The organism is Falsiroseomonas sp. CW058 (genome assembly GCF_050563535.1).
Classification (GTDB): domain Bacteria; phylum Pseudomonadota; class Alphaproteobacteria; order Acetobacterales; family Acetobacteraceae; genus Falsiroseomonas.
The window spans coordinates 118,689-144,903 of record NZ_JBNXUO010000002.1 but is presented as its reverse complement, the minus strand read 5'-3'; the positions used below and the strand labels follow the sequence as shown (position 1 = coordinate 144,903).

Here is a 26,215-nt window from a genome sequence, read left to right as displayed (position 1 = left end):
GCCTGTGCCGCGGGCCCGGCGGATGACGCCCCGCCGGGCCCCTGCTACACAAGTCGTTGAAATTCCGGAGGACAGAATGTTCCTGCACCTGGGCGATATCGTGGCCCACGCCATCGTCGAAGGTCCGCCCGGCGCGGAGGCGGGCGGCGCCCCGGTGCTGATGCTGCATTCCATCGGGACCAGCCTTCACCTGTTCGACCCGCAGGCGGCGGCGCTGTCGAAGCATCGCCGCGTGATCCGGATGGACCTGCGCGGGCACGGCATGTCGGGGGTGACGGAAGGCCCCTACTCCATGGCCCTGCACGCGCGGGATGCGCTCGCGCTGCTGGACTCGCTCGGCGTGAGGCAGGCCCATGTCGTCGGCCTGTCCATCGGCGGGCGGATCGCGATGCAGATGGCCGCGATGGCACCCGACCGTGTCGCCTCGCTCGTGCTGATGGACACGGCGCTGGAATTCCCCCCGCCCGAGGCTTGGCAGGAGCGGATCGAGGCGGTGCTGCGGCACGGCTCCGGCGTGCTGGCCGATGTGGTGATGCCCCGCTGGGTGGTGGACCCTTCCACCGCCTCGGCCAAGGGCCTGCGGCAGATGCTCGAACGCACGGACCGGCACGGCTATGCCGGGGCCGCCGCCGCGCTGCGCGACGCGCGGGCGGCCGAGGTCGAGGGCCGGATCGCCTGCCCGACCACGGTCGTCGTCGGCGACCGCGACATCGCGACGCCGGTGGCGATGGCGGAAGCGGTGCGCGACGCGGTGCCCGGCGCGCGCCTCGTCGTGCTGCGCGAGGCCGCCCACCTGCCGACGCTGGAGAAGCCCGCGGAGGTGACGGCGGTGCTGGAGGACCATCTGCACCGCCTCGCCCCGCCGCATGGGGCTGAAGGCGGGCTCGCCATCCGCCGCGCCGTGCTGGGGGAGGCGCATGTCGCCCGCGCCCAGGGCAACGTCACCCCGCTCGACGCCGCCTTCCAGGACTGGATCACCGCGAATGTCTGGGGCGGCGTCTGGACCCGCCCGGGCCTGACGCACCACCAGCGCAGCATGCTGGTGCTGGCCATCACCTCCGCGCTCGGCCGCCACGAGGAGTTCGAGCTGCATGTGCGCGCCACCGCCCGCACCGGCGTGACGGTGGAGGAGATCGCGGAAGTGCTGCTCCAGGTCGGCGCCTATGCGGGGGTGCCGGCGGCCAATTCCGCGATCAGGATCGCGAAGCAGGTGCTGCGGGAGGATGGCCGCCTGTCCTGACGGCCGCCGCGCGTGGAACCATGAGGAAGGCCCGAGGAGAGCCATCGTGAGCGACCCCGTCCCCTATCGCCGGCCCGACCCGGCGACGCAGCCCCCCTATGACGCGCCGGACTACGGCAGCACGCGCCTGCGCCACCCGACGCAGCCGCTGGTCGTCGTGCCGCACACGCTGACGGAGGTGAGCGCGCCGCGCTTCGCCGCCGACCGCTTCCCGGTCCTGGCCGACATGAGCCAGGTCGGCGGCCGCGCCGCGCTCGGCGAGCGGATCATCGTGGCGGGCCGCGTGGCGGACGAGGATGGCCGCCCCCAGCCGGGCGTGATGATCGAGGTGTGGCAGGCCAATGCGGCCGGCCGCTACCACCACCCGCGCGACCAGCACGATGCGCCGCTCGACCCGAATTTCGAGGGCCGGGCGCGGATCTTTACCGATGCCGAAGGGCGGTATTCCTTCACCAGCATCAAGCCTGGCGCCTATCCCTGGCGGAACCACTGGAACGCCTGGCGGCCGATCCACATCCATTTCGGGCTGCACGGGGCGGGCTTCGCGCAGCGCATGATCACGCAGATGTATTTCCCCGGCGACCCGCTGCTGGAGCTCGACCCCGTTTTCCACGCCACCCCGGACGAGGCCGCGCGCAACCGCCTGGTGTCGAAGTTCGACCTGCAGGTCACCAGGCCGGAATGGGCGCTGGGCTACCGCTTCGACATCGTGCTGCGCGGCCGCGACGCCACGCCCTTCGAGACCGCGTGAGGACGCGCGAGAGATGACCGCAGCCACCGCGCACCAGACCGCCGGCCCCTACTGGCACATGATCGACTTCCCCGAATGGGCCGACCTCCTCCGCCCCGGCAGCGGGAACGAGGCCGTGGCCGGGGAACGCATCACACTGGCCGGCCGCATCACCGACGGCGAAGGCGCGCCGCTGGTCGATGGACTGGTCGAGATCTGGCAGGCCGGCCCGGACGGCCGCTACGACGGCGCCTTCCACGGCTTCGGCCGCTGCGCGACCGACGCGGCGGGCGAATTCCGCTTCGCGACGCTGAAGCCCGGCGCCGTGCCGGGCCGCGGCAACGCGATGCAGGCCCCGCATGTCGCCATCGCGATCTTCGCCCGCGGGCTGATGAGGCACCTCGTCACCCGCGCCTATTTCGCCGGCGGGGCCCTGAACGCGACCGACCCCGTTCTGGGCCTGGTGGAGGACCCGGCCCGGCGGAAGACGCTGATCGCGCAGCCGGCCGGCGACGGCACCTGGCGGCTCGACATCCGCCTCCAGGGCGAGGGGGAGACGGTCTTCCTCGACGTCTGATACAGACCGGCGTGAATGCTGGCGCATTCCCGCTCCCTCAAACGCCGGGCGGCCGCATCCGCGCCCTCCGCTTCGCAGCACCTGCCGCGGCCTCCATCCGGCGGCTCGCCCGGCGTGAGGAACTGCTGCCACGCCGCCTACGGAGCATCCAGCCATGACCGTGAACCCCGCCGACGCGCCCGTCTTCGGCGCCGTCTACGGCTCAGACGCGATGCGCGCCATCCTGTCGGAACGCGCCTCGCTCGCCGCCATGCTGGCCTTCGAGGCGGCGCTGGCACGGGCCGAGGCGCGGCTCGGCATCATCCCGGCCGGGGCGGCGGCGGCCATCGCGGCGGCAGCCGACCCCGACCGCCTCGACCTGCCGGTGCTGGCGCGGGCGACGGCGGCGATGGGCTTCCCGACGGTCGGGCTGGTGAAGCAGCTCTCGGCGCTGGCGGGGGCCGAGGCGGGGCGCTGGACGCATTGGGGCGCGACGACGCAGGACGTGCTCGACACCGCGCTGGTGCTGCAGCTGCGCGAGGCCGTGGCGCTGCTCGCCACGGACCTGGACCGGCTGGTGGCGGCGCTCGCGGCGCTCGCCCGCGCGCATCGCGGGACCGTCATGGCCGGGCGCACCCACGCGCAGCAGGCGCTGCCGATCACCTTCGGCTACAAGGTCGCGCTCTGGCTCGACCCCGTGCTGACCATGCGGGAGAGGCTGGCGCAGCTCCGCCCGCGGCTGCTGAAGCTCCAGTTCGGCGGCGCGGTCGGCACGCTCGCCTCGCTTGGCGCGGACGGCCCCCGGGTGGCGGCGGAGCTGGCGCGGGAACTCGACCTCGCCCTGCCCGCCATCGCCTGGCATGTCGCGCGCGATTCCATCGCCGAGCTCGGCTGCTGGTGCGGGATGCTGGGCGGCACGCTCGCCAAGCCCGCTACCGACATCCTGCTGCTGATGCAGTCGGAGGTGGCGGAAGCGGCGGAACCCGCGGCGCCGGGCAAGGGCGGCAGTTCCACCATGCCGCAGAAGCGCAACCCGATCGGCTGCGAATACGTGATCGCCCAGGCGCGGGGCGCGCAGGCGCTGGTGCCGCAGCTTCTCAACGCGATGGTGCATGAGCATGAGCGCGGCGCCGGCCCGATGCAGCTGGAACAGCTCGCCCTCGGGCAGGTCCTGCTGCTGACCCACGGCGCGCTGGCCACCCTGCTGCCGATCGCGGAGGGGCTGGAGGTGGATGCCGCGCGGATGCGCCGCAACCTCGACGATGGCGGCGGCCTCATCATGTCGGAAGCGGTGATGATGGGCCTCGCCCCGCGGCTCGGCCGGGGCGTGGCGCATGAGGTGGTACACCACGCGGTCCAGGCGGCGCTCGCCGGCGGTATCCACCTGCGCGACGCCCTGGCGCGGGACGGCCGGGTCACGGCGGCGCTGGACGGGGATGCGATCGCGCGGCTGACGGACCCCGCCGGCTATCTCGGCGCCGCGGGGGAGTTCTGCGACGCGGTGCTGGCGCGGGCCGGGCTGTAGCCCGCCCCGATACTCAGCAGAGCCGCCCGATCGCGCCTTCCAGCGTCGTGCAGGCATGCGCGATGGTGAAGGGCTTCGGCAGGAAGGGCGCGCCCGGCACCGCCCGCCCCGGCTCCGCCTGGCGGTGCCGGCCGGAGGTGTAGACGATGGGCAGGTCCGGCCGCAGCATCCGCGCCGCGTAGGCGAGCGAGAAGCCGTCCGCACCGGGCAGGTTGATGTCGGTCAGCAGGACGCAGATGTCCGGCCGGCTGGCCAGCATCTCCAGCCCCGTCTCGGCATCCTCCACCTCGATCACCTCGAAGCCGGCATCGGCCAGCCCCTCGACCAGGGTGCCCCGCACCAGGGGGTCGTCTTCGACCAGCAGCAGAAGTCGCGACATGCCGTCCATCTTTGCCCTGCATGGAACTGCCTTGCGTCTGTAGCGCAGCCGACGCCGAATCCGTCCCGTACCGCCCTGCCACGACCGCGTGATCCGCATGCCCTGGCGCACGATGTGTCCTCCGTGCAGCATCCGGGAACCAAGGGAGGGAGAAACGCCATGCCGGGAACCGGCCGACGCGCATTGCTGGCCGCCGCCATCCTGCCTGCGGCCGCGCCGCGGGCACGGGCGCAAGCACCCTACCCCGACCGGCCGGTCGTGCTCGTCGCGCCCTTCGCGGCGGGCGGCGCGGCGGACATCGCGGCGCGCACCCTGGCCGCCCATGCGCCGCGCGTCATGGCGCGGGTCCTGCCGCGCGGGGCGGAGCCGGCGGTGGTGGTGGAGAACCGCCCCGGCGCCTCCGGCGCGGTCGGGACGCTGCATGTCCAGCGCGCGCGGCCGGACGGCCTCACCCTGCTGCTGGCCCGAGTCGGCTCCGCCGCCGTCGTGCCGGCGCTGGAGCCGCGCGCGCCCTATGCCTGGGACGAGTTCACCATGCTCGGCCTGCTGGACGAGAACCCCTATGTCGTCTGCGTCCGCGCGGAAGCCCCGTGGCGCAGCCTGCGGGAGTTGGTGGAGGCGGTGCGCGGCGCGCCGGGCCGGCTGGAATTCGCCACCTCCGGCCCGCAGACCATCCTCGATCTCGGCGTGCGGCACATGCTGGTCTCCTCCGGCATCGCGCATGACGCGGCGCTCGCCGTCCCCTTCCGCGGCGGGGGCGAGGCGCTGACGGCGCTGCTGGCCGGCCAGGTCGCCTTCGTCGGCAACAACCTGGCCGACATGGCGGGCGCCATCGCCGGCGGGCAGGTTCGCGCGCTCGCCGTCAGCGGCGCGGCGCGCCTGCCCTCCCTCCCCGGCGTCCCGACGGCGGCGGAGGCGGGCTTCCCCGCCTTGGGGGAGATGGCGGGCTGGAACGCGCTGTTCGGCCCGCCCGGCCTGCCGGAGCCGGTGGTGGAGGCCTGGACCCGCACCCTCGCGGCGCTGGCGGGCGATCCGGGCTGGACCGAGGCGACGCGCCGTCTCGGCTCCGTCCCGCGCATCCTAGACGCCGCGGCGACGCGCGCGCATGTGGCGGCGCAGGTGGCGCTGTTCCGCGATCTCGGCCGGCGGCTCGGGCTGGTCTGACGGCGGGCCCTTGCGGTGGCGCACGGGTCGGCCATACAGGCGTCCATGCCCTTCACCTCCGTTGCCATCGTGGGCGCCGGCCTTGCCGGCCTGGCCTGCGCCCGGACCCTCGCCGCCCACGGCGTCGCCGCCCGCCTGTTCGACAAGGGGCGGGCGCCGGGCGGGCGCCTCGCCACCCGGCGGATCGAGTTGGATGGCCGCAGCTTCGGCTTCGACCACGGCGCGCAGTACCTGACCGCCCGCGGCGCCGTCTTCGCCTCCGCGCTGGACGCCGCCGGGGCGAAGCCCTGGATCGACGAGACGCGCCGCGTCGGCGTGCCGCGGATGTCCGCCATCCCGCGCGCCCTGGCCGATGGGCTCGACCTCGCAACCGCGCGGCATGTCGCGGAAATCGCGGGAGAGCCCGGGGCCTGGCGGCTGCGCCACCTCGATGCCGCGCTGGTGCGGCCGGGCCGCCCGGTCCCGCCCGATGCGGCGGTGGCGGAAGACGGGCCTTTCGATGCGGTGGTGCTGGCCGTGCCGGCGCCGCAGGCGGTCCCGCTCCTCGCCGGACCCGCGACGCGCCTGGCGGAGGTGATCGGCGCCGTGCGGCTTGCCCCATGCTGGACGCTGATGGCGGCCTTCCCGGACCGCCTGCCCCTGCCCGACACGCTGCGCCTGACCGGCGGGCCGATCGGCTGGGCCGCGCGCGACAGCTCGAAGCCCGGCCGCGACGCCTCAGCCGAGTGCTGGGTGGTGCAGGCGGGGCCCGAATGGACGCGCGAACACCTGGAACGGCCGGCGGCCGAGGTCGCGGCGCTGCTGCTCGACGCGCTCGGCAAGCTGGCCGGTGGGGCGGTGCCGGCGCCGCTCTGCGCCGCCGCACATCGCTGGCGCCACGCGCTGGTGGAGACGCCGCTCGGCGCGCCCTGCCTCTGGGACCCCGCGCTGCGGATCGGCGCCTGCGGCGACTGGTGCATCGCGCCGCGGGCCGAAGCCGCGGCCGACAGCGGCGCGGCGCTGGCCGCGGCGATGCACGCGGCGCCGTGAGGACGCTGCCCGACGCGCTGGCGGAGGCCTTCCGCCACCTTGCCCGCGGCGTGACCGACCGGCGCCATCCCTTCCATACGCCGACCCTCGCCACCATCGGCACGGACGGCGCCCCGCGGGCGCGCACGCTGGTGCTGCGCGGCTTCGACGCGGCTGCGCGGACCCTGCGGCTGCACACCGACCTGCGCAGCGGCAAGGCCGCGGAACTCGCCGCCGATCCGCGCTGCGCGCTGCATCTCTACGATGCGGCCGGGGGGGTGCAGATCCGCCTGGCCGGCCGCGCGACGCTGCACCGCGACGATGCGGTGGCGGACGCGGCCTGGGCCGGCAGCCGCGTGATGAGCCGCGCGGTCTACGCGGTGGAACCGGGGCCCGGTACCCCGATCGCCGCGCCCCTGCCCGCGCCGTCCGATGCCGGGGCAGGACGGACCCGATTCGCGGTCATCACGGTACGGTTCGATTCGCTGGATTGGCTCGAACTCGCCGCCACCGGGCATCGGCGTGCCCGCTTCGACTGGACGACGGGCGCGCCGGAGGCCACATGGCTGGTGCCCTGAGGAGCCGCGCATGACCGACCAGGACGCCATCGGCGCCGAGATCCTCCGCCAGACCGCCGCGCGTGGCGCGGGCCGCAGCATCTGCCCGAGCGAAGTCGCCCGCGCGCTGGAGCCGGCGGAGGAGGCGTGGCGCCGCCTGATGGGCCCGGTCCGCGCCGCCGCCATCCGCCTCGCGCAGGAAGGACGGGTCGAGGTGCTGCGAAAGGGCAAGCCTGTGGACCCGGCGCAGGAGGTGCGCGGCGTGATCCGCCTGCGCGCCCCGGCATGAGCACGCTGGCGATGATGCTGGGCCGCGGCCCGGCCGGCCTGCCGCCCGCGGCGCCGCTGGACTTCCCGGCGCTGGTCCTGCCGCCCTCGCCCAATGCCTGCCTGGCCGCGCCGCCCGGCGCCACGACCCAGCCGCATGAGGCGGTGCCCCTGCTGCCCGTCTCGCCCGAGACCGCCTGGGCCGCGCTGCGTCGCCTGGGCGGCGGCTTCGAACGGGTGTGGACCCTCGGCGAATGGCCGGAACTGCACCAGCTGCAATGGGTGGCGCGCACGCGCTTCGCGAACTTCCCCGACCTCGTCAACGCGCAGGTCGTGCCGCTGGAGGGGGGTGCGGGGCTGTGGCTGTACTCCCGCAGCCTGATCGGCTGGTCCGATCTCGGCGTGAACCGCCGGCGCGTCCTGGAATGGGTCGGCGCGCTGCGGGCGGCGCTCTAGCGCCTGATCCGCGGAGGCGGAATCGCCGGAGCGGTGAGTAAGCCGCTTGAACAAGCAGCGGGACCATGATCCGCGCTTCTTTCAGCGCGGAGCGTGGTCCAGGCGGGGGGCGGGGTGCAGTCCGCGCCCGCCCGGTGCAGGATCGCGCGGCCAGGCTCGGGACATCCTCATGCGACGCATCGGCTCCTTCCTGCGTGACGCCTGGGCGCTGACGCGCCCCTACTGGACCGGCGACGAGCGGGGGCGCGGGCTGCTGCTGCTCGGCACCGTCGTGGTGCTGAACCTGTCGCTCGTCGGCATGACGGTGCTGCTGAGCTACTGGCAGCGCGCCTTCTACAACACGCTCGAGACGCGCGACGCGGCCACCTTCTGGCGCCTGCTGTTCCTCGGCGGCGATGCGGAGGGCACCTGGTATCCGGGCTTCAGCCTCATCGCCGCCGCCTACATCCTGATCGCCGTCTACCAGCTCTACCTGCGCCAGGCGCTGCAGATCCGCTGGCGGCGGTGGATGACGGAACGCTACCTGGACCAGTGGCTGGCCGACCGCGCCTATTATCGCATCGCGCTGACCGACCAGCAGACCGACAACCCCGACCAGCGCATCGCCGACGACATCCGCATGTTCGTGGACGGCACGCTCGGCCTCGGGCTCGGGCTGATGAACAGCGTGGTGACGCTGTTCTCCTTCATCTTCGTGCTGTGGACGCTGAGCGGCCCGCTGGAGGTGCTGGGGGTCAGCATCCCGGGCTACATGGTCTGGGCGGCCATCCTGTACTCCGTGCTCGGCACCTGGCTCGCCCACCTCATCGGGCGGCCGCTGATCCGGCTGAACTTCCTCCAGCAGCGGGTGGAGGCCGATTTCCGCTATGCCCTGGTCCGCCTGCGCGACAACGTGGAGGGCATCGCGCTGCATGGCGGTGAGGCGGACGAGAAGCGCGCGCTGAAGGACCGCTTCCGCACGCTGATGGAGAACTGGTGGGGCATCATGGTCGCCACCAAGCGCCTTACCTTCTTCACCTCCGGCTTCGCGCAGGTGGCCACCGTCTTCCCGATGGCGGTGGCCGCGCCGGCCTATTTCTCCGGCCGCATCCAGCTCGGCGGGCTGACCCAGACCGGCTTCGCCTTCAGCGAGGTGCAGGGCGCGCTGTCCTGGTTCGTCAACAACTACCGCGAGCTGACGGAATGGCGCGCGACCGTGCTGCGCCTCGACGGCTTCCAGCGCGCCATCGCCGCCGCGCGCGCTGCCCGCGGCGGGGTCGAGGCTGCGGAAGGCACGGGCGATGCGGTGGTGATGGAGGACGTCACCCTCGCCCTGCCCGGCGGGCGCGTGCTGGTCTCCGGTGCCTCGCTCCGGCTCGCGCGCGGCGAGGCGGTGCTGCTGACCGGCGCGTCGGGCAGCGGCAAGTCCACGCTGTTCCGCGCGCTCGCCGGGATCTGGCCCTTCGGCTCGGGGCGCACGCGCATCCCCGCCGGGGCGCGGGCGCTGTTCCTGCCGCAGCGCCCCTACCTGCCGCTCGGCACGCTGCGCAGCGCCGTCTGCTACCCGCAGGACGAAGGCGGCGTGCCCGACGCCGCCGTGCGCGAGGCGCTGGCGGCCGTCGGCCTGGCGCACCTGGCCGAGCGGCTGGACGAGGAGGATGCCTGGGACCGGCGCCTTTCGGGCGGCGAGCAGCAGCGCCTGGCCTTCGCCCGCGCGCTGCTGGCCAAGCCCGACTTCCTGTTCCTGGACGAGGCGACGGCCAGCCTCGACCCCGCCGCGGAGGAGGCTCTCTACACCCTCGCGCGGGAAAGGCTGCGCGGCACCGCCATCCTGTCCATCGCGCACCGCCCCGCCGTCGCGCGCTTCCACGACCGCGGGCTGCGCGTGGCCGATGGGCGGCTGCACGACGTGCCGGCGTGACGCGCATGCTCGGCTGGACCGGCGCGCTGGCCGCCGCCGCGCTGCTCGGCCTGGCCTGGTGGCTCTGGACGCCGGACCGCCCGCGGGCCGAACTGGAGGCACGCTACGCCGCCCCGCCGAGCACCTTCCGCGAGGTGGCGGGCCTGCGCCTGCACATGCGCGACAGCGGGCCGCGCGATGCGCCGGCGGTGCTGCTGCTGCACGGCTTCGGCGCCTCGCTCCATGCCTGGGACGACTGGGCGGCGCTGCTGGAGGCGGAGCGGCGCGTGCTGCGGATCGACCTGCCGGGCTTCGGCCTGACCGGCCCCGACCCGACGGGCGACTATTCGGACCTGCGTGCGGTGGCGGTCATCGAAGCCCTGCTCGACGGACTCGGGCTCGGGCAGGTGGACCTTGTCGGAAGCTCGATGGGCGGGCGCATCGCCTGGCGATTCGCGGCGGAACGGCCGGCGCGCGTGCGGCGGCTCGTGCTCATGGCGCCCGATGGCTATGCGAGCCACGGCATCGAATACGGCCGGCGGGCGGAGGTGCCGCTCCTGATGCGCCTGCTGCCCCATGTGCTGCCGGCGCCGCTGTTTCGCCGTACGCTGGCCGCCGCCTATGCCGACCCCGCGGCGATGACGGAGGAGCGGCTTGCGCGGTACCGCGCCATGACGCTCGCGCCCGGCGTGCGCCGCGCCATCCTGGACCGCACGGCCGGGCATGTGCTGGACCCGCCGGAGCCCTTCCTGCGCCGCATCGCCGCGCCGGTGCTGCTGCTGTGGGGCGAGTCGGACCGCATGGTCCCGGCCACCAACGCCGCCGACTACCTGCGCGAGTTGCCCGATGCCCGGCTGGTGACGCTGCCGGGCCTAGGCCATGTGCCGATGGAGGAGGACCCGGCGCGGTCGCTGGCGCCGGTGCGGGATTTCCTTTCGGGCCGGTGAGGGGCGGCGCCCTGCCGCACGGCCCTTCACCCCGGGATCAGCGGCGCATCCACCGGCGTCAACGCGCGGCCGGGGCCGAGGGCCCATTCGGCGATCTCGTCGCGCCGCGCGAACCACACGCCGGGATGCTTGCCGGCCCAATGCAGGAACCGCTCCACGCTCGGCAGCACCGCGGGGCGGCCGGCGACGAAGTCGTGCAGGGGCACGCTCATCATCCGCCGGCGCGCCTGCGCCTCCTCGTACAGCACCTCGAATTCCTGGGTCAGCATCCGTTCGTAGTCGTCGAGGCTGCGCTGCTGGTTCTGGAAGAAGTTCAGGTCGTTGACGTGGCCCATGTAGGGCACCAGGCAGAAGTCGCGGTCGCCGTTGACCTTCTGGATCCAGGGCTCGTCGCGCGACCGGTCGTCGATCGAGTAGGAAAGGCCGAGTTCCTGCAGCAGGTCGTTGGTGCTCACGCTGCCCTGCAGCCCCTGCGCGTTGAACCCCCTGGGCCACAGCCCGGTGGCGGTCCGCAGCGCCTCGAACCCCTCGCGCAGGAATTCCCGTTCCTGGTCCTTCGGCAGGTGGAACTGCGGCGCGTGGCGGATGGCGCGTCCGCCGGCCTCGTGCCCGCGGGCCACGATCTCCCGCGCGAGGTCGGGGTGGCGGCGGATGCTCTCGCCGATCATGAAGGAGGAGACGCGGATGCGGCGGCGGTCGAACAGGTCGAGCAGCCGGGGGACGCCTTCCTTCGCGCCATAGGTCCGGCCCTGGATGGCGGGCAGGTTGGGGAAGCGCGTGCCGGCCTGGGGCGTGCCCGGCGGGCCGTTCTGCCACATGGCGGGCTGGCCGCCATCGGCCTCGAACATCATGCAGACGCCGATGGCCAGGCGGGCGCCGCCCGGCCAGAAGGCCGTGTTGGGGCGCCGCGCGGGCTGCGCCCCCAAAACCGCGGGCAGGCCGAGCAGCCCGACCGCCGCCCCCAGCGCCGCGCGCCGCGCAAGTCCCGCCATCCGTCCCGCTCCCGCCCCGTTCGCGGAAGGGATGGGGTGGCGGGCGGCGCGGCGCAAGGTTCAGCTTGCCTTGCGCATCCCGGGCGGGGCGGGCAGGTCGATCTCGATCGCGAGCGTCGACATGTCCCCCCCGCGGTCGAGCGAGACATTCACCTTGCCCGGGTCGATGGCGACGTATTTCGCCACCACCATCACGATCTCCTGCTGGAGCTTCGGCAGGAAATCCTCCCGCGTGCGGCCGATGCGCTCATGCGCGAGGACGATCTGGAGGCGTTCCTTCGCCTGGCTCGCGGTGGCGGGCGGCTCGGCCTTGCGGGCGCGAAAGAGGTCGGCAATCCAGCTCATGCGGCCCTCCCCCCGAACAGGCGCGAGAACAGGCCCTTCTTCTGGGCCTCGAGGAAGCGGTGCTCGATCTTCTCGCCGAGGAAGCGGCCGACCGCGTCCTTGTACGCCTGACCGGCCACGCTTTCCTGGTCCATGATCACCGGGTTGCCGGTGTTGGACGCCTTCAGCACGCTCTCGCTCTCCGGGATGACGCCGAGCAGCGGGATCGCCAGGATCTCCCGGATGTCGTCGAGCTTCAGCATCTCGCCCTTCTCGACGCGGGCGGGGTCGTAGCGGGTGACGAGCAGGTGTTCCTTCACCGGCTCCCGCTTCTCCTCCGCGCGCTTCGACTTGGACTGCAGCACGCCGAGGATGCGGTCGCTGTCGCGCACCGAGGAGACCTCGGGGTTGGTCACCACGATCGCCTGGTCGGCGAAGTAGAGCGCCATCAGCGCCCCCTTCTCGATCCCGGCGGGGCTGTCGCACACGATGTAGTCGTGGTCCTTCGACAGTTCCTCGATGATCTTCTGCACGCCTTCCTTGCTCAGCGCGTCCTTGTCGCGCGTCTGGCTGGCGGGGAGGATCGAGAGCGTGTCCACGCGCTTGTCCTTGATCAGCGCCTGGTTCAGCCGGGCCTCGCCCTGGATGACGTTGACGATGTCGAACACGACGCGCCGCTCGACGCCCATGATGAGGTCGAGGTTGCGGAGGCCGACGTCGAAGTCGATCACCACGGTCTTCTTGCCGCGCTGCGCGAGCCCGGTTGCGAAGGCGGCAGAGGATGTGGTCTTGCCCACGCCCCCCTTGCCCGATGTGACGACGACGACTTCCGCCATGTGGAATCCCCTGCCTGCCCCTGGACGCCGGTCGGCCGGGCGCGTTCCGCGCCTCAGCCGAGCGGGTCGAACCTCATGTGTTCGCCGACGAGCCGGGCCATCACGCCCTTCCCGATCGGCGCATCCCCCAGGCCTTCGCGCACCGCGTAGTAGCCCGCGATGGAGACGAGTTCCGGGTCGAAATGCGTCGCGAAGACGCGCGCCTCCGCATGGGCCTGCCCGCCGGCGATGGCGCGGCCGAGCAGGCGGCCATAGACATGGATGTTGCCGTCCGCGATCACCTCGGCGCCGCGGTTCACGGTGCCCACCACGATCAGGTCCGACCCCTGCGCCCAGATGCGCGTGCCGGCGCGGACGGGCTGGTCCACCACCATGGTCGGCCGGGCGATGCCTTCCGGCAGCGGGTCCGGCGCGGGGGGTGGCGGGGCGGCCGCGGCCTGGGGGGCGGCGGGCTCGGCCACCGGGGCGGCCTCCTCCTCTCCGCCGCGAGGCCCGCCGGCGCTCCGCAGCGGCGGCAGGCCGGCGCTCTGGGCGGCGACCTTCATCTCCGGCGTGCCGCCGGAGGTGCCGATCGGCACGATCTCGATGGCGCGCAGCCCCTCGACCAGGGCCGCGAAGTCCACCTCCTGCGGGCGGGCGGCGATGTCGTCGAGCCCGATGACGACCGGCGCGAAGCGCAGGAAGCCCGGCGCGCGGCGGAACTGGTCGCCCAGCGCCGGCACCACCGCTTCCGCCCGATGGTCGAGCAGCCGCAGGACCAGCAGGTTGAAATTGGCCCCGCGGAGCCGGAACGGCTCGAGGCGGGGGGCGGGGTGGCTGGACGCTGCGGACATCCTGGCGGCTGGGTCTCGGGCTGGGGGAAGGTTCCCTATAGCGGCCGGCCCTGCGCGGGCGAAGCCTTCTTCGGGCGACGTTTCGAAATCAATGAGGTTGGCGGGCGGAATTCACCCGGCGGGCGAGCCGCGACTCGGCCGCCCGCCCCCGGCACGGGGCGGGCGGACGGCCCCGCCACGCCTCAGCCGCCGCGGATGTTCAGCGCCCGGACCAGTTCGCTCCACTTCGCGACCTCGACGCGGAGATGGCGGGCCAGGGCCTCGGGCGAGGTGTCCTCGAACACGTCCACCCCAGCATCGGCAAGCCGCCGCAGCGTCGCCGGGTCGCGCACCGCCCGCGCCGCGGCCTCGGCGATCGGGCGGATCGCGGCCTCGGGCGTGCCGGCCGGGGCGTAGATCCCGTTCCAGGCGGAGCTGTCATAGCCCGGCACCCCGGCCTCGGAGAGCGTCGGCAGCGCGGGCAGCATGGTGCTGCGCTGCGCGCTGGTGACGGCAAGCCCCCTCACCCGCCCATCGGCCATCAGCGGCGCGAGCAGGGTCTGGCTGTCCATCATGAAGTCCACCCGCCCCGCGGTCAGGTCCGCGACCCCCTGCGGCGTGCCGCGATAGGGCACCACGGTGAAGGAGACGCCCGCCATCTTCCGCAGCAGTTCGGCCGAGAGATGGCTGGTGGCGCCGATTCCCGCCGTGCCGAAATTCGCCTCCCCGCCACGCGCGCGCAGCCAGGCGAGGAAGCCCGGCACGTCGGTCGCGGGCACCGAGGGATGCACCACCACCACGAAGGGCTGCCGCGTGGTCAGCGCCACGGGGGCGAAGCTCTCGATCGGGTCGAAGGCGAAGTTGGCGTAGAGCGCCTTCATCGCCGCATGGCCGACGCTGCCGACCATGATCGTGTTGCCGTCCGGCGCCGCCCGCGCCGCGGAGGCCGCGCCGATGGTGCTGCCCGCGCCGCCCTGGTTGTCGATCACCGTCGGCCGGCCGAGCGCGGGGCCCATGAATTCCATCAGGATGCGCGCCACCACGTCGGTCAGCCCGCCGACGGCGAAGGGCACGACGACGCGCAGCGGCCGCGGCTGGGCAAGCGCGGGCGAGGCCAGCGGCGTGGCGGCGAGCGCGCCGAGCAGCACGCGGCGTCGGATGGTCATTCGGAACTCCCCTTCTCCCGGTTCGCGCGACTTTGCTGCAAACTCCGCGCCAGACAAAGAGAGCGGAGCCCGGTGTGGCCACCATCATCCTGCAGGAGCCCTTCCGGGCGGTCTTCTACACGCCCTTCTACGCGGCCATCGCGCGCGGCGACTTCGCGCAGGCGGGGGTGGAGGTGAGCCTGGTCACGGTGGGCGAGCCCGACCGCGCCGTGGGCAACCTGCTCTCCGGCGCGGCGGACCTGGCCTGGAGCGGCCCGATGCGGGTCATCCGCGACCACGCGCAGGACCCCGCCAGCCCGCTGGTCAGCTTCGGCGCGGTGGTAATGGGCGACCCCTTCCTGCTGGTCGGGCGCGCGCCGCGCCCGGGCTTCGCGCTGCGCGACCTGCCGGGCCTCAGCCTCGGCGTGGTAAGCGAGGTGCCGACCCCGTGGTGGTGCCTCCGCCACGACCTGCGCGAGGCCGGGATCGACGCCGGCGCGATCCGCGCGGTCACCGGCCGCACCATGGCCGAGAACGCCGAGGCGGTGCTGGACGGCACGCTCGACGTCGCGCAGTTGTTCGAGCCCTTCGCGACCGGGGTGGAACGCCGCGGCGGGGTGGTGCTGCACGCCCAGGCCAGCCGCGGCCCGACCAGCTACACCGCCTTCTACGCCACGCGCGACCTGCTGGCGCGCAAGCGCGCGGGCATGGCCGGCATGGTGCGCGGCATCGCCGCCATGCAGCACTGGCTGAACGCCGCCCCCGCCGCCGAGGTCGCCGCCACCGTCGCCCCCTTCTTCGAGGGGATGGACCGCGGCGTGCTGGAAGCCGCCATCGCGCGCTACCTCGCGCTCGGCATCTGGGCGGCGACACCGCGCTTCCCGCGGACGGCCTTCGAGGTGCTGCAGGCCGCCATGCTCGGCGCCGGCGCCATCGCGCGCGCGCCGGGCTTCGAGGCCTGCGTGGACGAGGCGATCGTGGAGGAGGCGCTGGCATGACGAAGCGGCGCCCGACACGGTCGGAATACCGCTTCTTCCTGGAGATCCCGACCCGCTGGATGGACAACGACGTCTATCGGCACGTCAACAACGTGGTCTATTATTCCTGGTTCGACACGGTGGTGGCGCGCTTCCTGTTCGGCACCGGCGCCATCGACCTGACCGACAGCCCGGTGATCGGCGTGGTGGTGGAGACGCTGTGCCGCTACCATGCGCCGATCGCCTTCCCCGACCGGGTGACGGCGGGGCTGCGGGTGGAGCGCGTGGGCACCACCTCCATCCGCTTCGGCATCGCCATCTTCCGCGAGGACGAGGAGACGGCGAGCGCGGAGGGGCATTTCGTGCATGTCTATGTGGACCGCGCCACCCAGTCGCGCCCGACTCCGCTGCCCGATGCGCTGCGCGCCGCCGCCGCAGCGGTGCAGGCGGAGGCGCCCGGCTGAACCGGTGGCGCGCCCCCGACCGGCGCGCCGTGGCTGCTCCCCATTGACGGCGCCGGCGCCGCGGCCGCATTCCGCTTCCTCGTCCATCGGGGGAGACAGGACATGACCGCACTCACCAGGCTCGCCATCCTCGACGACTACCAGGGCGTCGTGCAGTCGATGGGCCCGTGGGGGCGCCTGCCCGGCTCCATCGCGGTGGAGGTGTTCCGCGACACGCCGAGGGACGCCGATGCGATCGCGGCGCGGCTTGCGCCTTTCGACGCGATCCTGGCGATGCGCGAACGCACCCCCTTCCCCGCCGCGCTGCTGAAGCGCCTGCCGAATCTTCGCCTGCTGATCACCACCGGCGAGCGCAACCGCAGCATCGACGTGGGGCAGGCGCAGGCGCAGGGCATCACCGTCTGCGGCACGCCGAGCAGCGGCGCGCCCACGGTGGACATCACCTGGGGCCTGATCCTGAACCTGCTGCGCGACATCCCGCGCCAGCAGGACAGCCTGCGCGCCGGCACCTGGCAGACCAGCGTCGGCACCGCGGCGGGCGGGCTCACGCTCGGCGTGGTCGGGCTCGGCAAGCTCGGCAGCGCGGTGGCGAAGGTGGGGCAGGCCTTCGGGATGAAGGTCATCGCCTGGAGCCAGAACCTGACCGCCGAGAAGGCGGCGGCCGCCGGCGCCACGCTGGTGACGAAGCAGGAGCTGTTCGCCACGGCCGATGTGGTGACGCTGCACCTCATCCTGTCCGACCGGTCGCGTGGCATCGTGGGTGCCGCGGAACTCGGCGCGATGAAGCGCAGCGCCTTCATCGTGAACACCAGCCGCGGCCCGCTGATCGACCAGCCGGCGCTGGTCGCCGCGCTGAAGGAGGGCCGCATCGCCGGCGCCGGGCTCGACGTGTTCGACGAGGAGCCGCTGCCGGCCGGCCACCCCCTGCTCGGCTGCCCGAACACGGTGCTGACGCCGCATCTCGGCTATGTCTCGACGCAGAACTACGCCGCCTACTTCAACGGCGCGGTCGAGGCGATCGAGGCCTACCTGGCCGGGACGCCCATCCGCCTGCTGGCGCCGTGAAGCGTCGGCCGGGCGCGGCTTCGCGGCCCGGCCGGCCCGCGCGCTACGTCGCCAGGTAGCGCGCGGCGCCCTCGGCCAGGACCTCGACGCCAAGCGCCAGGTCCTCCTCCCTCGTGTCCTCGGTCCAGTGGTGGCTGATGCCGGCGATGGAGGGGGTGAACAGCATCGCGGCCGGCATCACGCGCGCCAGGTACTGCGCGTCATGCCCGGCGCCCGACGGCATGGACTGCCATGCGCCCGGCGCCAGCGCCTCCGCCGCATCCGCCAGCGCCCGCTGCATCGCGGGGTCGCAGGGCGCGGGGGTGGAGAGGCTGACCGGTTCCAGCACGCAGGGGCACTTCTCCCGCCGGTTGCTCTCCTGCACCAGCGCGCGCAGCCGGTCCTCCATCCGCGCGATCACGGCCTCGTCCACGTCGCGGAGCTGGAACAGCACCTCCGCCCGGCCGGGGATGATCGAGGCGGCGCCGGGGTCGAGCGCGATGCGCCCCGTGGTCCAGGTGCTGCGCGGCCCGCAGACCAGCGGGAAGTGGCGGTCGATCTCCGCCAGCAGCCGCACCGCGGAAAGGCCGGCGTCGCGGCGTTCGGCCATGGTGGTGCCGCCGGCATGGTCCTGCTGGCCGGTGAAGACCAGGCGGTACTGGCGGATGGCGACGATGCCGGTCACCACGCCGACGCGCAGGCCCGCGGCCTCCAGCTGCGTGCCCTGCTCGATATGCAGTTCGAGGAAGCCCTTGTGGCGGCCGGGCTCCCACCGGATGCGCGGGCGGCCTTCCAGCCCGGCCTCGCGCAGCGCGTCGCGCAGCTTCCTGCCGTGGTAGCGGTTCTCCAGCCGGTCGATCTCCTCCTCCGGCAGCTGGCCGATGAAGCTGCGGCTGCCGATGAAGCCGCCGTAATGGCCTTCCTCGTCCGCCCAGGCCGCGACATCCACCGCCATCCCCGCCCGCGCCAGCGCCAGCCCGGCGACGACGCCGAGCGCGCCGTCCAGCCAGCCCGCGTGGTTCTGCGTCTCGATGTGGCTGCCGACCAGCAGGTGCGGCCCGGGGCCCGGATGGCGGCCGATCACGTTGCCGATGCCGTCCATCACCGGGTCGAGCCCGCATTCGCGCATGCGGTCCATCAGCCAGCGGCGGCTTTCCATGTCCTCCTTCGTGTAGGTCGGGCGGTGGACGCCGGTGCGGTATTCGCCGATCCGGCGCAGCTCGTGCAGGTCGCGCAGGAAGCGCGTGGTGTCGATCGCCGCCATGGTCAGACCGTCAGCCCCCCGTCCACCACCACCGTCTGCCCCGTCACCATCGCGGCGCCGGCCAGCAGGAAGACGATGACCTCCGCCAGGTCCTCCGGCGTGCAGCGGCGCTTCAGCAGCGCACCCTCGATCGAGCTCGCGCGCTGCTCGTCCGTCCATTCGATCATCCAGGTGGAATCCACCGCGCCGGGCGCGACGGCGTTCACCCGAGCATCGGGCGCCAGCGCGCGGGCGAGATTCCTGGTCAGGCTGATGACCCCCGCCTTGGTCGCGCCATAGGCCATGGAGGAACCCGGCGAGTTGATGCCGGCGATGGAGGCGATGTTCACCACCGCCCCGCGGCTTGCCTTCAGCGCCGGCGCCGCCGCCTTCGCGCAGCGGAAGACGCCGAGGAGGTTGACCTCCAGCACGGCCTGCCACAGCTCCTCCGTCAGCCGGTCCAGCTCGGCCGGCGGGATGGCGCGGCGCGTGCCCGGCGTGCCCGCGTTGTTCACCAGGTAGTCGAGCCGGCCGAGATCGGCCACCGCCTGCCCGACCATCCGCGCCGCATCCGCGGCGTCGCCCACATCGCCGGGCGCGGGCACGATCCGCGCGCCGGTCATGGCGTGGAGCTGCGCGCAGGCCTGCGGCCCGCGTTCATCCCCCGCCAGGAAGTTGACGGCCACCGCGGCGCCGCCGCGCGCCAGCATCGTGGCGGTCGCCAGCCCGATGCCGGACGCCCCGCCGGTGACGAGGGCCGCCCTGCCCCTGAGGTCGTAGGTGATGGTCATGTGATCCCTTCCGCCACGCATCCGCCCCGCCCCGCGGGTGGGCGGTGCTACTCCCTCGCCCTGGTCGAGCCCGCCATGGTGCCGATGCCCCGCAGCGCCTTCTTCAGCGCCATCAGCCGCCGGTCGCGCGCGGCGAACAGCTTTTCCGTGTCCTGGCCCCAGTCGTAGTAGCCCGCGCCCGCCATCACGCCCGTCCGCCCCTCGGCGATCAGCCGGTCGAGCGTGTCGCTGTTCGTGCGCGGGGGCGGGGGCTGGTAGGTGGCATTGCGCAGCGCGTGCTGCAGCAGCGGCAGGCCAGTGAAGTCCGCCTTGGCCATCACCGCCACGACAGGCATGCGCAGCGCCAGGCCGTGGACGATGGCGGTGTCGATCTCCTCGGCATCGGCCACGCCCTCGTCGATCAGGCGGTAGACCTCGGCGGCGATGGCGGACTGGATGCGGTTGGCGATGTAGCCGGGCACGAAGGTCTTCATCACCAGCGGCACCTTGCCCATCTCCGCCACCAGGTCGCGCGCCCAGGCGGTGATGGCCGGCTCGCAGCGCGGCCCGGCGACGATGTCCACCAGGTCCACCAGGTAGGGCGGCGTGTACCAGTGCATGATGAGCGACCGCGCCTGCCGCCCTTCCGGGATCAGCGGGAAGGGGTCGAGATAGGAGGTGTTGGAGGCGATCACGGCATCGGCCGGCGCCAGCCGGTCCACCTCCGCGTAGAGCGCCCGCTTCGCCTCCGGCTCCTCGACGATGGCCTCGACGACGAGGTCGGCGTCGCGCAGCGTCTCGGCCAGGGTCGGCAGGCGGGTCACCTGCCCGTGCAGCCATTCCGCCGTGCAGCCGGGCGTCGCCTCCCCCGCCTCGACCAGGCTGGCCAGCGCCGTCTCCATCAGCCCGCCCGCCCGGTCGAGCATCGCCATCGAGCTGTCGGTCAGCCGCACCTCGTGCCCGCCCAGCGCATAGACCAGCGCCAGCGCATGCCCCATCGTGCCGGCGCCCAGCACCGCGACCTTGATGGCCATTTCCATCCTCCCCAACCTGCGGAGCGAACCTGCCCCCGCGACGGCCCATCCGGCAAGACGCGCCGGCGCGACCGCGCCGGGTCAGGACCCGCGATAGGTCGCGTAGCTCCAGGGCGAGCAGAGCAGGGGGACGTGGTAGTGGCCCTGCCCCGCTTCCAGCCGCACCGCGATCGCCACCACGTCGAGGAAGCCGGCGCCGCCGAAATGCGCGCCGATGTGAAAGCGCAGCTCGTAGCGGCCGGGGGCGAAGCCCGCGGCATCCATCAGCGGCGCGTCGGTGCGGCCATCGGCGTTGGTGCGCCGGGCGGTCACCAGTGCCGGGGCCGGCCCGTCCATCCGCCACAGCTCCACCGCGACGCCCGCCGCGGGCGCGCCGGCGGCGGTGTCCAGCACATGTGTGGTCAGCGCGGAGGGCTTCATCGGTCCGGCGCCCCCGCCGCGATCCAGGCCAGCACCTTCGCGCGTTCCTCCGCCGTCATCTCCGTCATGTTGCCGGGCGGCATCGCCTCGGTCGCGACCTGCTGGCGCATCGCCTGCGCCCAGCGACGAAGCTGCGCGGGCTGTTCCAGCATGACGCCCTTCGGCGGCGCCGTGATCCCTTCCTGCGTGGGCCGCGCGGCGTGGCAGGAGGCGCAGCGCGCGGCGGCGATGGACTGCACCTCGGCGAAGGGGGGCACCTCCACCCCGGCGAGGTCGGGGCCGCGCTTCGGCTGCAGGGCGAGGACGAGGCCGACCACCACCGCGGTCGCCACCGCGGGCAGCACCACGCGGTTGCGGCCCAGCTGGCGCTGGACGAAATACTGCCGCACCAGCGCGCCCGCCAGCGCGACGGCCAGCAGCACCACCCAGTTCCACGGGCCCGACCAGGTCATCGGGTAGTGCGGGCTGATCATCAGGAACAGCACGGGCAGCGTCAGATAGGTGTTGTGGACGCTGCGCTGCTTGCCCCAGCGGCCGTATTTCGGGTCCGGCTCCTGCCCCGCCTGCATGGCGGCGACCATCTTCCGCTGCCCGGGGATGATGACCATGGCGACGTTGGCCACCATGATCGTCCCCGTCATCGCGCCGACCTGGAGGAAGGCGCCGCGGCCCGAGAAGACGTGGCAGGCGACGAAGGCGCTGGCCACCAGAAGCCCGACGCCGAAGGCCGACAGCTTCGCCTCGTCCTCGCCGAATTTCGACCGGCAGGCGAGGTCATAGACCACCCAGCCGCCCGCCAGCATCGCCGCGCTGATCGCCACCGCCGTCACCGGCGAGATGTCGAGCACGGCGGGGTCCACCAGGTAGGTGCCGGCCTGCCCCCAGTAGATCAGCACGAACAGCGAGAAGCCGCTGATCCAGGTCCAGTAGGCCTCCCACTTGAACCAGTGCAGCCGTTCCGGCAGCCGTTCCGGCGCCACCAGGTATTTCTGCTTGTGGTAGAAGCCGCCGCCATGGATCGACCACTGCTCCCCCTTCACCCGCGGGTTGCCGTCCCGCGGCGGGTCGAGCTGGTTGTCGAGGCCGATGAAGTAGAAGCTGGTGCCGATCCAGGCGATCCCGGTGATCAGGTGCAGCCAGCGGATCAGCAGGCTGGCCCAGTCGGAGAGGTAGGCGAGGTCCATCAGGTCCCGTTTCCTTCGGCGCCGGCGCGTCGCGCCCGGCACGCTTGGTAGCAACATTCGCGCCGCCCCCACAGGGCGGACGCGCCGGCAACATTCGCGCCGCCCCCACAGTGCGGGCGCGCCGGGCCCCGTGGTTGGACCCCTGCGCAACCTGCGATTAGGCTGGGGTCGCAAGCCCCGGAGCCCCGACATGCGCCCTCGCCTCGCCGGCCTCGCCTTCACCGCCACGCTCACCCTCGCCGGCGCCGCGGTCTGGGCGCAGGCCGAGGCGGACCGCCAGCTCGACGCCGCGATCGAGCGGCTGCGCGCCGCGCTCGGCCCGGATGCGCGCATCACCATCGGCTCGCGCCAGGTGGACCCGGTCACCGGCCGTGCGCGGCTCGGCAACGTCACCGTGAGCGAGGCGGGGCGCATCCTCTCGATCGGGGAGTTGTGGGTGCAGGAGCTGGCGGCCGGCCGGCTCGGCCGCGCCGAGGCCCGCGGCCTGCGGCTCGAGGAGAACAAGAACGAGGTGACCGAGGCCGGCCGGCTGCTGGTCGCGGGCCTGCCCCTGCCCCCGCCCGGCACCGCCCTCGACCCCGCCAGCATCGGCTTCGACACCTTCGAGCTGGAAGGGCTGGTCAGCAGCAAGCCGGGCCAGGGCAGCTTCCGCCTGGGCCGCATCGCCGCGCGGGGCTACGTGCCCGCCCGCGGCACCGCACCCGGCACCCTGGCCAGCGGCAATATCGAGGGGTTGCAGCTGGACAGCCTGACGCCGGACACGCCTTCGGTCCGGCTCGGCCGGATGGCGGCGACGGAGATCGCCTTCCCCGACCCGCAGGCGACCAACCCCGACCCGCGCGCCTTCCGCGCCGCCGCCCTGACGATCGAGGGGATGGCGATGACCGACCCGGCGCGGAACACCGACCTCGCCCTGCCCCGCGCCGCCCTGCGGGACTGGCTGCCGGGCCGGCGGACCGAGCTTTCCGTGGAGGGCCTGAACCTCGCGGCGGAGTTCGGGCAGCTCGGCCCGGGGCGGCTGCAGCTCGGCCGGCTCGCCGTCTCGGGGCTCGACGGGGCGAGCACGCTGGCGGCGGTGATGGACGGCGTCCAGCCGCCCGACCCGGCGCCTGGGGTGCCGCAGACCGTGGCGCTGGAGGGCCTGGTGATGGAGGCGGGCGGGTCGCCGCTGTTCAGCCTCGGCCGCGTGGCCGCCGAAGGCACGCTGGGCACGACCGGCCGCGCCACGGGCGCCGTGCTGGTCGAGGGCTTCCGCGCCAGCCTGCCGCGGGGCGCGGCGCCGCCGCTGGAAGGGATGGGCTTCCGCGAGATCGCCGGCGGGATGGAGCTGCGCGGCGAGGGGCCGCGCGCGGGCGGGCCGCTGTCCATCTCGCCCTGGCGGATCCAGTGGAACGACGCCGGTGCCCTGACGCTGCAGGCCGACCTCGACAACCTGCCGGCGGTGCCGGCCGGCGCGCCGCTCTCCACCGACCGCACGGCGGAGTACCTGAAGGCGCGGCTGGTGGGGCTGACGCTGCGCTGGCAGGACCAGGGGCTGTTCGGCCGCGCGCTGTCGCAGCAGGCCCGCCAGCAGCGCATCCCGGAGGCACGGCTGCGCGAGCAATGGGCACAGATGGCGCTGGCCATGCCGATCCCCGGCGCGCCGCCCGGCGCGGCGAAGGGTCCGGCCGCCGACCCCTTCGCGCCGATGCGCCAGGCGATCGCCGCCTTCATCCGCCAGCCCGGCGCCATCGAGGTGACGCTGCGCCCCACCACCCCGATCGCCTTTGGGGCGATGGCCGATCTCGGCGCGGCCGGGCCCGCGGGTGCGGCGCAGCGGCTTGGCCTCGCGGTGCGGGTGCCCTGACGCGGCGGCGGGCCGCCGCGCCGGGCGGCCGCACGGGACGACAACGGAAAGCGGGAGTTTGGCTGGATGGGGACCACGGTGGCACCGAACCTGCTCGGCGCGGTGAGCGAGGCGCGCCAATGGGACCGCCTGATGCAGATGGCGAAGCTCGGCGCCATTCCGGGCGACGGCGTGAACCGCGCCTGCCTGACGGAACTGGACCGCCAGGCGCGGCGGCTGCTGATCTCCTGGGCGAAGCCGCTCGGCCTCTCGGTCAGCGTCGATGCCATCGGCAACCTGTTCCTGCGGCATGAAGGCACGGAACGCGGGGCCGCGCCGGTGCTGACCGGCAGCCACATGGACAGCCAGCCCAGCGGCGGGCGCTTCGACGGGATCTGGGGCGTGGTCGCCGGGCTGGAGGCGGTGCAGGCGCTGCGGCAGGCCGGCATCGCCACCAGGCGGCCGATCGAGGTGGTGGCCTGGACCAACGAGGAAGGCGGGCGGTTCGCACCGGGCTGCATGGGCAGCATGGCCTATGCCGGCTACCGGCCACGCGATGCCTGGGACGGCGTGACCGATGCGGAGGGCCTGACCTTCGGCGCGGAACTCGCGAAGCTGCTGGCCTCCGAACGGGACATCCCGCGCCGGGGGCTTGGCGTGGTCGATGGCCCGGCGCCTTTCGCCTATGTCGAATGCCACATCGAACAGGGACCGCGGCTGGAAGCGGAGGGCTTCGACATCGGCGTGGTCACCGGCATCCAGGGCAGCCGCTGGTTCGTGGTCGAGGTGCATGGCAGGTCGGACCATGCCGGCACCACGCCGCTGTCGCTGCGGAAGGACGCCGTGCAGGACGCGATCCGCGCCATCACCGCGCTGAACGCGCTGATGCACGATCCCGCCGACCTGCTGCGCTTCACCGTGGCGCGGATCGAGGTGAGCCCGAACAGCTCCAACTCCGTGGCGGAGCGGGTGCGCTTCACCATCGACTTCCGCCACCCCGAGAAGGAGGTGCTGCTGGAGCGCGGCGACGCGATCGGGCGGACGGTCGCGGCGGCGATGACCACCTGCACCGCGACGGTGACCGAACGCTTCCACGCCCTTCCGGCCGCCTTCGCCCCCGACGTGCCGGATGCGGTGGAACGCGCGGCGCGGGCGCAGGGCCTGTCGACGCTGCGCATGTCCTCCGGCGCGTTCCACGATGCGCAGTTCATGGTGCCGCTCTGCCCGACCGGCATGATCTTCGTCCCCAGCCGCGGCGGGGTGAGCCATCACCCGAGCGAATACACCTCCCCCCCGCAGCTCGCCGCCGGGACCCGCACGCTCGCCGCGGTGCTGGAGGATCTGGCGAACCGCTGAGGCCCGGCGGGCGGGGATGCCCCGGCATCCCCGCCCGCCGGGCCGTCACCCGACCGGGCGCGCCCCGGCCGCATCCCGCGTGCGCAGCAGGGAGAAGACGACGCCGCCCGCGATCAGCGCCAGCGTGACGCCCAGCGACCAGGCGGGGTCCATCTTGCCGAAGATCTGGTTGGTGAAGATCTTGCCGCCGATGAACACCAGCACCAGGGCCAGCGCATATTTCAGGTAGCGGAAGCGGTGGACCATCGCCGCGAGCGCGAAGTACAGCGCGCGCAGCCCCAGGATGGCGAAGATGTTGCTGGTGTAGACGATGAACGGGTCGGTGGTGATGGCGAAGATCGCCGGCACGCTGTCCACCGCGAAGATCAGGTCCGCGATCTCCACCAGCACCAGCGCCAGCATCAGGGGCGTCAGGAACAGCGCCATCCGCCCCGTCCGCGGGTCCGGCAGGCGCACCGTGAACCGCTCCCCGTGCAACTCCTCCGTCACGTTGAAGCGGCGGCGCATGAAGCGCAGCACGGGGTTGTCCTCGATCCGGGGCATGCTGTCGGCGATGACCAGCATCTTGATGCCGGTCGCGACCAGGAAGGCGCCGAACAGGTACAGCACCCAGGAGAACTGGGCGACGATGGTGGCGCCCAGCCCGATCATCACCGCCCGCAGCACGATGACGCCGAGGATGCCCCAGAACAGCACGCGGTGCTGGTAGAGCCGCGGGATGGCGAAGTAGGTGAAGATCAGGCCGATGACGAAGACGTTGTCCATCGCCAGCGTCTTCTCCACCGCGAAGCCGGTGAAGTATTCCATCCCGGACTGCGGGCCGAGATACCACCACACCCAGCCGCCGAAGGCGCAGGCGATGGCGATGTAGAAGGCGCTCATCCAGAGCGATTCGGAGACGGGGATCTCCTTCGCCTTCCGGTGCAGGACACCGAGGTCGAGCACCAGCAGCGCCACCACGATGGCGATGAACGCCGCCCACATCCAGAGAGGCTTCGAGAGCCACTCGGCCAGCAACCACTCCATCGGAACCTCCAGATGCCGCCCCTTCCGGGGCGGCAGGTGAAGGATCCGACATCGC

28 protein-coding genes are annotated in these 26,215 nt (G+C 73.4%); 16 read left to right on the top strand and 12 right to left on the bottom strand.

The features are described 5' to 3' along the window. Positions 1-76: 76 nt before the first annotated feature. From ACK8OX_RS02475 to ACK8OX_RS02460, 4 genes are all read left to right on the top strand, one after another. Positions 77-1,240: an alpha/beta fold hydrolase gene (locus ACK8OX_RS02475; RefSeq protein WP_430662336.1), complete on the top strand. Its 1,164-nt coding sequence runs from the start codon at positions 77-79 to the stop codon at positions 1,238-1,240. Positions 1,241-1,286: 46 nt separating this feature from the next. Next, a complete protein-coding gene (gene pcaH, locus ACK8OX_RS02470; RefSeq protein WP_430662335.1) occupies positions 1,287-1,991 on the top strand; it encodes a protocatechuate 3,4-dioxygenase subunit beta in 705 nt (234 codons plus the stop codon). Positions 1,992-2,004: 13 nt separating this feature from the next. Beyond that, entirely contained in the window at positions 2,005-2,547 is a 543-nt protein-coding gene (gene pcaG / locus ACK8OX_RS02465) for a protocatechuate 3,4-dioxygenase subunit alpha (RefSeq protein WP_430662334.1), read from the top strand. Positions 2,548-2,701: 154 nt separating this feature from the next. After that, positions 2,702-4,051 (top strand): class-II fumarase/aspartase family protein, encoded by a 1,350-nt coding sequence (locus ACK8OX_RS02460; RefSeq protein ID WP_430662333.1) that lies wholly within the window; start codon positions 2,702-2,704, stop codon positions 4,049-4,051. Between the two features lie 13 nt (positions 4,052-4,064). Here ACK8OX_RS02460 and ACK8OX_RS02455 read toward each other — a convergent pair whose 3' ends face one another. After that, complete coding sequence (locus ACK8OX_RS02455; RefSeq protein WP_430662332.1) at positions 4,065-4,430, bottom strand: response regulator; 366 nt, start codon at positions 4,428-4,430, stop codon at positions 4,065-4,067. Between the two features lie 159 nt (positions 4,431-4,589). Between ACK8OX_RS02455 and ACK8OX_RS02450 the strand changes: the two genes are divergently transcribed. From ACK8OX_RS02450 to ACK8OX_RS02420, 7 genes are all read left to right on the top strand, one after another. Continuing rightward, positions 4,590-5,594: a tripartite tricarboxylate transporter substrate binding protein gene (locus ACK8OX_RS02450; RefSeq protein WP_430662331.1), complete on the top strand. Its 1,005-nt coding sequence runs from the start codon at positions 4,590-4,592 to the stop codon at positions 5,592-5,594. A gap of 45 nt (positions 5,595-5,639) precedes the next feature. Beyond that, positions 5,640-6,623 (top strand): NAD(P)/FAD-dependent oxidoreductase, encoded by a 984-nt coding sequence (locus ACK8OX_RS02445; protein ID WP_430662330.1) that lies wholly within the window; start codon positions 5,640-5,642, stop codon positions 6,621-6,623. After that, positions 6,620-7,180 carry a pyridoxamine 5'-phosphate oxidase family protein gene (locus ACK8OX_RS02440; protein ID WP_430662329.1) on the top strand — a complete coding sequence of 187 codons (561 nt, stop codon included), beginning with the start codon at positions 6,620-6,622 and terminating at the stop codon, positions 7,178-7,180. Before ACK8OX_RS02445 ends, ACK8OX_RS02440 begins: the two co-directional genes overlap by 4 nt. 10 nt (positions 7,181-7,190) lie before the next feature. Continuing rightward, positions 7,191-7,448: a DUF3253 domain-containing protein gene (locus ACK8OX_RS02435; RefSeq protein WP_430662328.1), complete on the top strand. Its 258-nt coding sequence runs from the start codon at positions 7,191-7,193 to the stop codon at positions 7,446-7,448. Next, positions 7,445-7,882 carry a DUF1499 domain-containing protein gene (locus ACK8OX_RS02430; RefSeq protein ID WP_430662327.1) on the top strand — a complete coding sequence of 146 codons (438 nt, stop codon included), beginning with the start codon at positions 7,445-7,447 and terminating at the stop codon, positions 7,880-7,882. Before ACK8OX_RS02435 ends, ACK8OX_RS02430 begins: the two co-directional genes overlap by 4 nt. A 169-nt stretch (positions 7,883-8,051) precedes the next feature. Further along, positions 8,052-9,782 carry an ABC transporter ATP-binding protein/permease gene (locus ACK8OX_RS02425; RefSeq protein ID WP_430662326.1) on the top strand — a complete coding sequence of 577 codons (1,731 nt, stop codon included), beginning with the start codon at positions 8,052-8,054 and terminating at the stop codon, positions 9,780-9,782. Between the two features lie 5 nt (positions 9,783-9,787). Next, complete coding sequence (locus ACK8OX_RS02420; RefSeq protein ID WP_430662510.1) at positions 9,788-10,708, top strand: alpha/beta fold hydrolase; 921 nt, start codon at positions 9,788-9,790, stop codon at positions 10,706-10,708. 26 nt (positions 10,709-10,734) lie between these two features. Here ACK8OX_RS02420 and ACK8OX_RS02415 read toward each other — a convergent pair whose 3' ends face one another. The 5 genes from ACK8OX_RS02415 to ACK8OX_RS02395 all read right to left on the bottom strand — a co-directional run bounded on the left by ACK8OX_RS02415 (position 10,735) and on the right by ACK8OX_RS02395 (position 14,838). After that, positions 10,735-11,700, bottom strand: coding sequence for a polysaccharide deacetylase family protein (locus ACK8OX_RS02415; protein WP_430662325.1), 966 nt, complete (start codon positions 11,698-11,700; stop codon positions 10,735-10,737). Between the two features lie 60 nt (positions 11,701-11,760). Next, the gene (gene minE / locus ACK8OX_RS02410; RefSeq protein ID WP_430662324.1) at positions 11,761-12,045 is read right to left on the bottom strand and encodes a cell division topological specificity factor MinE; all 285 of its coding nucleotides are present in this window, start codon (positions 12,043-12,045) and stop codon (positions 11,761-11,763) included. Then, positions 12,042-12,860 carry a septum site-determining protein MinD gene (gene minD / locus ACK8OX_RS02405; protein ID WP_430662323.1) on the bottom strand — a complete coding sequence of 273 codons (819 nt, stop codon included), beginning with the start codon at positions 12,858-12,860 and terminating at the stop codon, positions 12,042-12,044. The genes minE and minD overlap by 4 nt, the downstream gene beginning before the upstream one ends. A 53-nt stretch (positions 12,861-12,913) precedes the next feature. Beyond that, positions 12,914-13,693 (bottom strand): septum site-determining protein MinC, encoded by a 780-nt coding sequence (gene minC, locus ACK8OX_RS02400; protein ID WP_430662322.1) that lies wholly within the window; start codon positions 13,691-13,693, stop codon positions 12,914-12,916. 182 nt (positions 13,694-13,875) lie between these two features. Further along, the gene (locus tag ACK8OX_RS02395) at positions 13,876-14,838 is read right to left on the bottom strand and encodes a Bug family tripartite tricarboxylate transporter substrate binding protein (RefSeq protein WP_430662321.1); all 963 of its coding nucleotides are present in this window, start codon (positions 14,836-14,838) and stop codon (positions 13,876-13,878) included. Between the two features lie 74 nt (positions 14,839-14,912). On the opposite strand from ACK8OX_RS02395, the gene ACK8OX_RS02390 reads away from it, so the two are divergent. The 3 genes from ACK8OX_RS02390 to ACK8OX_RS02380 all read left to right on the top strand — a co-directional run bounded on the left by ACK8OX_RS02390 (position 14,913) and on the right by ACK8OX_RS02380 (position 17,323). Continuing rightward, entirely contained in the window at positions 14,913-15,815 is a 903-nt protein-coding gene (locus ACK8OX_RS02390; RefSeq protein ID WP_430662320.1) for an ABC transporter substrate-binding protein, read from the top strand. Next, positions 15,812-16,258 carry an acyl-CoA thioesterase gene (locus ACK8OX_RS02385; RefSeq protein ID WP_430662319.1) on the top strand — a complete coding sequence of 149 codons (447 nt, stop codon included), beginning with the start codon at positions 15,812-15,814 and terminating at the stop codon, positions 16,256-16,258. Before ACK8OX_RS02390 ends, ACK8OX_RS02385 begins: the two co-directional genes overlap by 4 nt. Positions 16,259-16,360: 102 nt before the next feature. Next, the gene (locus ACK8OX_RS02380; RefSeq protein WP_430662318.1) at positions 16,361-17,323 is read left to right on the top strand and encodes a D-2-hydroxyacid dehydrogenase family protein; all 963 of its coding nucleotides are present in this window, start codon (positions 16,361-16,363) and stop codon (positions 17,321-17,323) included. Between the two features lie 43 nt (positions 17,324-17,366). Here the strand turns inward: ACK8OX_RS02380 and ACK8OX_RS02375 are convergent, their stop codons facing one another. From ACK8OX_RS02375 to ACK8OX_RS02355, 5 genes are all read right to left on the bottom strand, one after another. After that, complete coding sequence (locus ACK8OX_RS02375; RefSeq protein ID WP_430662317.1) at positions 17,367-18,566, bottom strand: Zn-dependent hydrolase; 1,200 nt, start codon at positions 18,564-18,566, stop codon at positions 17,367-17,369. 2 nt (positions 18,567-18,568) lie between these two features. Beyond that, complete coding sequence (locus tag ACK8OX_RS02370) at positions 18,569-19,336, bottom strand: SDR family NAD(P)-dependent oxidoreductase (RefSeq protein ID WP_430662316.1); 768 nt, start codon at positions 19,334-19,336, stop codon at positions 18,569-18,571. A 47-nt stretch (positions 19,337-19,383) separates the two neighbouring features. Next, complete coding sequence (locus ACK8OX_RS02365; RefSeq protein WP_430662315.1) at positions 19,384-20,349, bottom strand: 3-hydroxyacyl-CoA dehydrogenase family protein; 966 nt, start codon at positions 20,347-20,349, stop codon at positions 19,384-19,386. An 81-nt stretch (positions 20,350-20,430) separates the two neighbouring features. Further along, positions 20,431-20,769, bottom strand: coding sequence for a hydroxyisourate hydrolase (gene uraH / locus ACK8OX_RS02360; RefSeq protein ID WP_430662314.1), 339 nt, complete (start codon positions 20,767-20,769; stop codon positions 20,431-20,433). Then, a complete protein-coding gene (locus tag ACK8OX_RS02355; RefSeq protein ID WP_430662313.1) occupies positions 20,766-21,953 on the bottom strand; it encodes a urate hydroxylase PuuD in 1,188 nt (395 codons plus the stop codon). The genes uraH and ACK8OX_RS02355 overlap by 4 nt, the downstream gene beginning before the upstream one ends. A 190-nt stretch (positions 21,954-22,143) precedes the next feature. Between ACK8OX_RS02355 and ACK8OX_RS02350 the strand changes: the two genes are divergently transcribed. Both ACK8OX_RS02350 and ACK8OX_RS02345 read left to right on the top strand, forming a co-directional pair. Then, positions 22,144-23,799, top strand: coding sequence for a hypothetical protein (locus ACK8OX_RS02350; protein WP_430662312.1), 1,656 nt, complete (start codon positions 22,144-22,146; stop codon positions 23,797-23,799). Between the two features lie 66 nt (positions 23,800-23,865). Then, positions 23,866-25,134: a M20 family metallo-hydrolase gene (locus tag ACK8OX_RS02345; RefSeq protein ID WP_430662311.1), complete on the top strand. Its 1,269-nt coding sequence runs from the start codon at positions 23,866-23,868 to the stop codon at positions 25,132-25,134. A 45-nt stretch (positions 25,135-25,179) separates the two neighbouring features. Here the strand turns inward: ACK8OX_RS02345 and ACK8OX_RS02340 are convergent, their stop codons facing one another. Beyond that, positions 25,180-26,160 carry a TerC family protein gene (locus tag ACK8OX_RS02340; RefSeq protein ID WP_430662310.1) on the bottom strand — a complete coding sequence of 327 codons (981 nt, stop codon included), beginning with the start codon at positions 26,158-26,160 and terminating at the stop codon, positions 25,180-25,182. Positions 26,161-26,215 lie beyond the last annotated feature (55 nt).

Bases quoted from the DNA above. Each gene is read 5' to 3' on its own strand.
- ACK8OX_RS02445 (WP_430662330.1), top strand. From the start codon at position 5,640: ATGCCCTTCACCTCCGTTGCCATCGTGGGCGCCGGCCTTGCCGGCCTG.
- ACK8OX_RS02370 (WP_430662316.1), bottom strand. From the start codon at position 19,336: ATGACCATCACCTACGACCTCAGGGGCAGGGCGGCCCTCGTCACCGGC.
- ACK8OX_RS02435 (WP_430662328.1), top strand. From the start codon at position 7,191: ATGACCGACCAGGACGCCATCGGCGCCGAGATCCTCCGCCAGACCGCC.
- ACK8OX_RS02450 (WP_430662331.1), top strand. From the start codon at position 4,590: ATGCCGGGAACCGGCCGACGCGCATTGCTGGCCGCCGCCATCCTGCCT.
- ACK8OX_RS02350 (WP_430662312.1), top strand. From the start codon at position 22,144: ATGCGCCCTCGCCTCGCCGGCCTCGCCTTCACCGCCACGCTCACCCTC.
- ACK8OX_RS02425 (WP_430662326.1), top strand. From the start codon at position 8,052: ATGCGACGCATCGGCTCCTTCCTGCGTGACGCCTGGGCGCTGACGCGC.
- uraH (WP_430662314.1), bottom strand. From the start codon at position 20,769: ATGAAGCCCTCCGCGCTGACCACACATGTGCTGGACACCGCCGCCGGC.
- ACK8OX_RS02475 (WP_430662336.1), top strand. From the start codon at position 77: ATGTTCCTGCACCTGGGCGATATCGTGGCCCACGCCATCGTCGAAGGT.
- minC (WP_430662322.1), bottom strand. From the start codon at position 13,693: ATGTCCGCAGCGTCCAGCCACCCCGCCCCCCGCCTCGAGCCGTTCCGG.
- ACK8OX_RS02380 (WP_430662318.1), top strand. From the start codon at position 16,361: ATGACCGCACTCACCAGGCTCGCCATCCTCGACGACTACCAGGGCGTC.
- ACK8OX_RS02365 (WP_430662315.1), bottom strand. From the start codon at position 20,349: ATGGCCATCAAGGTCGCGGTGCTGGGCGCCGGCACGATGGGGCATGCG.
- minD (WP_430662323.1), bottom strand. From the start codon at position 12,860: ATGGCGGAAGTCGTCGTCGTCACATCGGGCAAGGGGGGCGTGGGCAAG.
- ACK8OX_RS02340 (WP_430662310.1), bottom strand. From the start codon at position 26,160: ATGGAGTGGTTGCTGGCCGAGTGGCTCTCGAAGCCTCTCTGGATGTGG.
- ACK8OX_RS02430 (WP_430662327.1), top strand. From the start codon at position 7,445: ATGAGCACGCTGGCGATGATGCTGGGCCGCGGCCCGGCCGGCCTGCCG.
- ACK8OX_RS02345 (WP_430662311.1), top strand. From the start codon at position 23,866: ATGGGGACCACGGTGGCACCGAACCTGCTCGGCGCGGTGAGCGAGGCG.
- ACK8OX_RS02395 (WP_430662321.1), bottom strand. From the start codon at position 14,838: ATGACCATCCGACGCCGCGTGCTGCTCGGCGCGCTCGCCGCCACGCCG.
- ACK8OX_RS02415 (WP_430662325.1), bottom strand. From the start codon at position 11,700: ATGGCGGGACTTGCGCGGCGCGCGGCGCTGGGGGCGGCGGTCGGGCTG.
- ACK8OX_RS02385 (WP_430662319.1), top strand. From the start codon at position 15,812: ATGACGAAGCGGCGCCCGACACGGTCGGAATACCGCTTCTTCCTGGAG.
- ACK8OX_RS02420 (WP_430662510.1), top strand. From the start codon at position 9,788: ATGCTCGGCTGGACCGGCGCGCTGGCCGCCGCCGCGCTGCTCGGCCTG.
- ACK8OX_RS02460 (WP_430662333.1), top strand. From the start codon at position 2,702: ATGACCGTGAACCCCGCCGACGCGCCCGTCTTCGGCGCCGTCTACGGC.
- minE (WP_430662324.1), bottom strand. From the start codon at position 12,045: ATGAGCTGGATTGCCGACCTCTTTCGCGCCCGCAAGGCCGAGCCGCCC.
- ACK8OX_RS02375 (WP_430662317.1), bottom strand. From the start codon at position 18,566: ATGGCGGCGATCGACACCACGCGCTTCCTGCGCGACCTGCACGAGCTG.
- ACK8OX_RS02355 (WP_430662313.1), bottom strand. From the start codon at position 21,953: ATGGACCTCGCCTACCTCTCCGACTGGGCCAGCCTGCTGATCCGCTGG.
- ACK8OX_RS02455 (WP_430662332.1), bottom strand. From the start codon at position 4,430: ATGTCGCGACTTCTGCTGCTGGTCGAAGACGACCCCCTGGTGCGGGGC.
- pcaG (WP_430662334.1), top strand. From the start codon at position 2,005: ATGACCGCAGCCACCGCGCACCAGACCGCCGGCCCCTACTGGCACATG.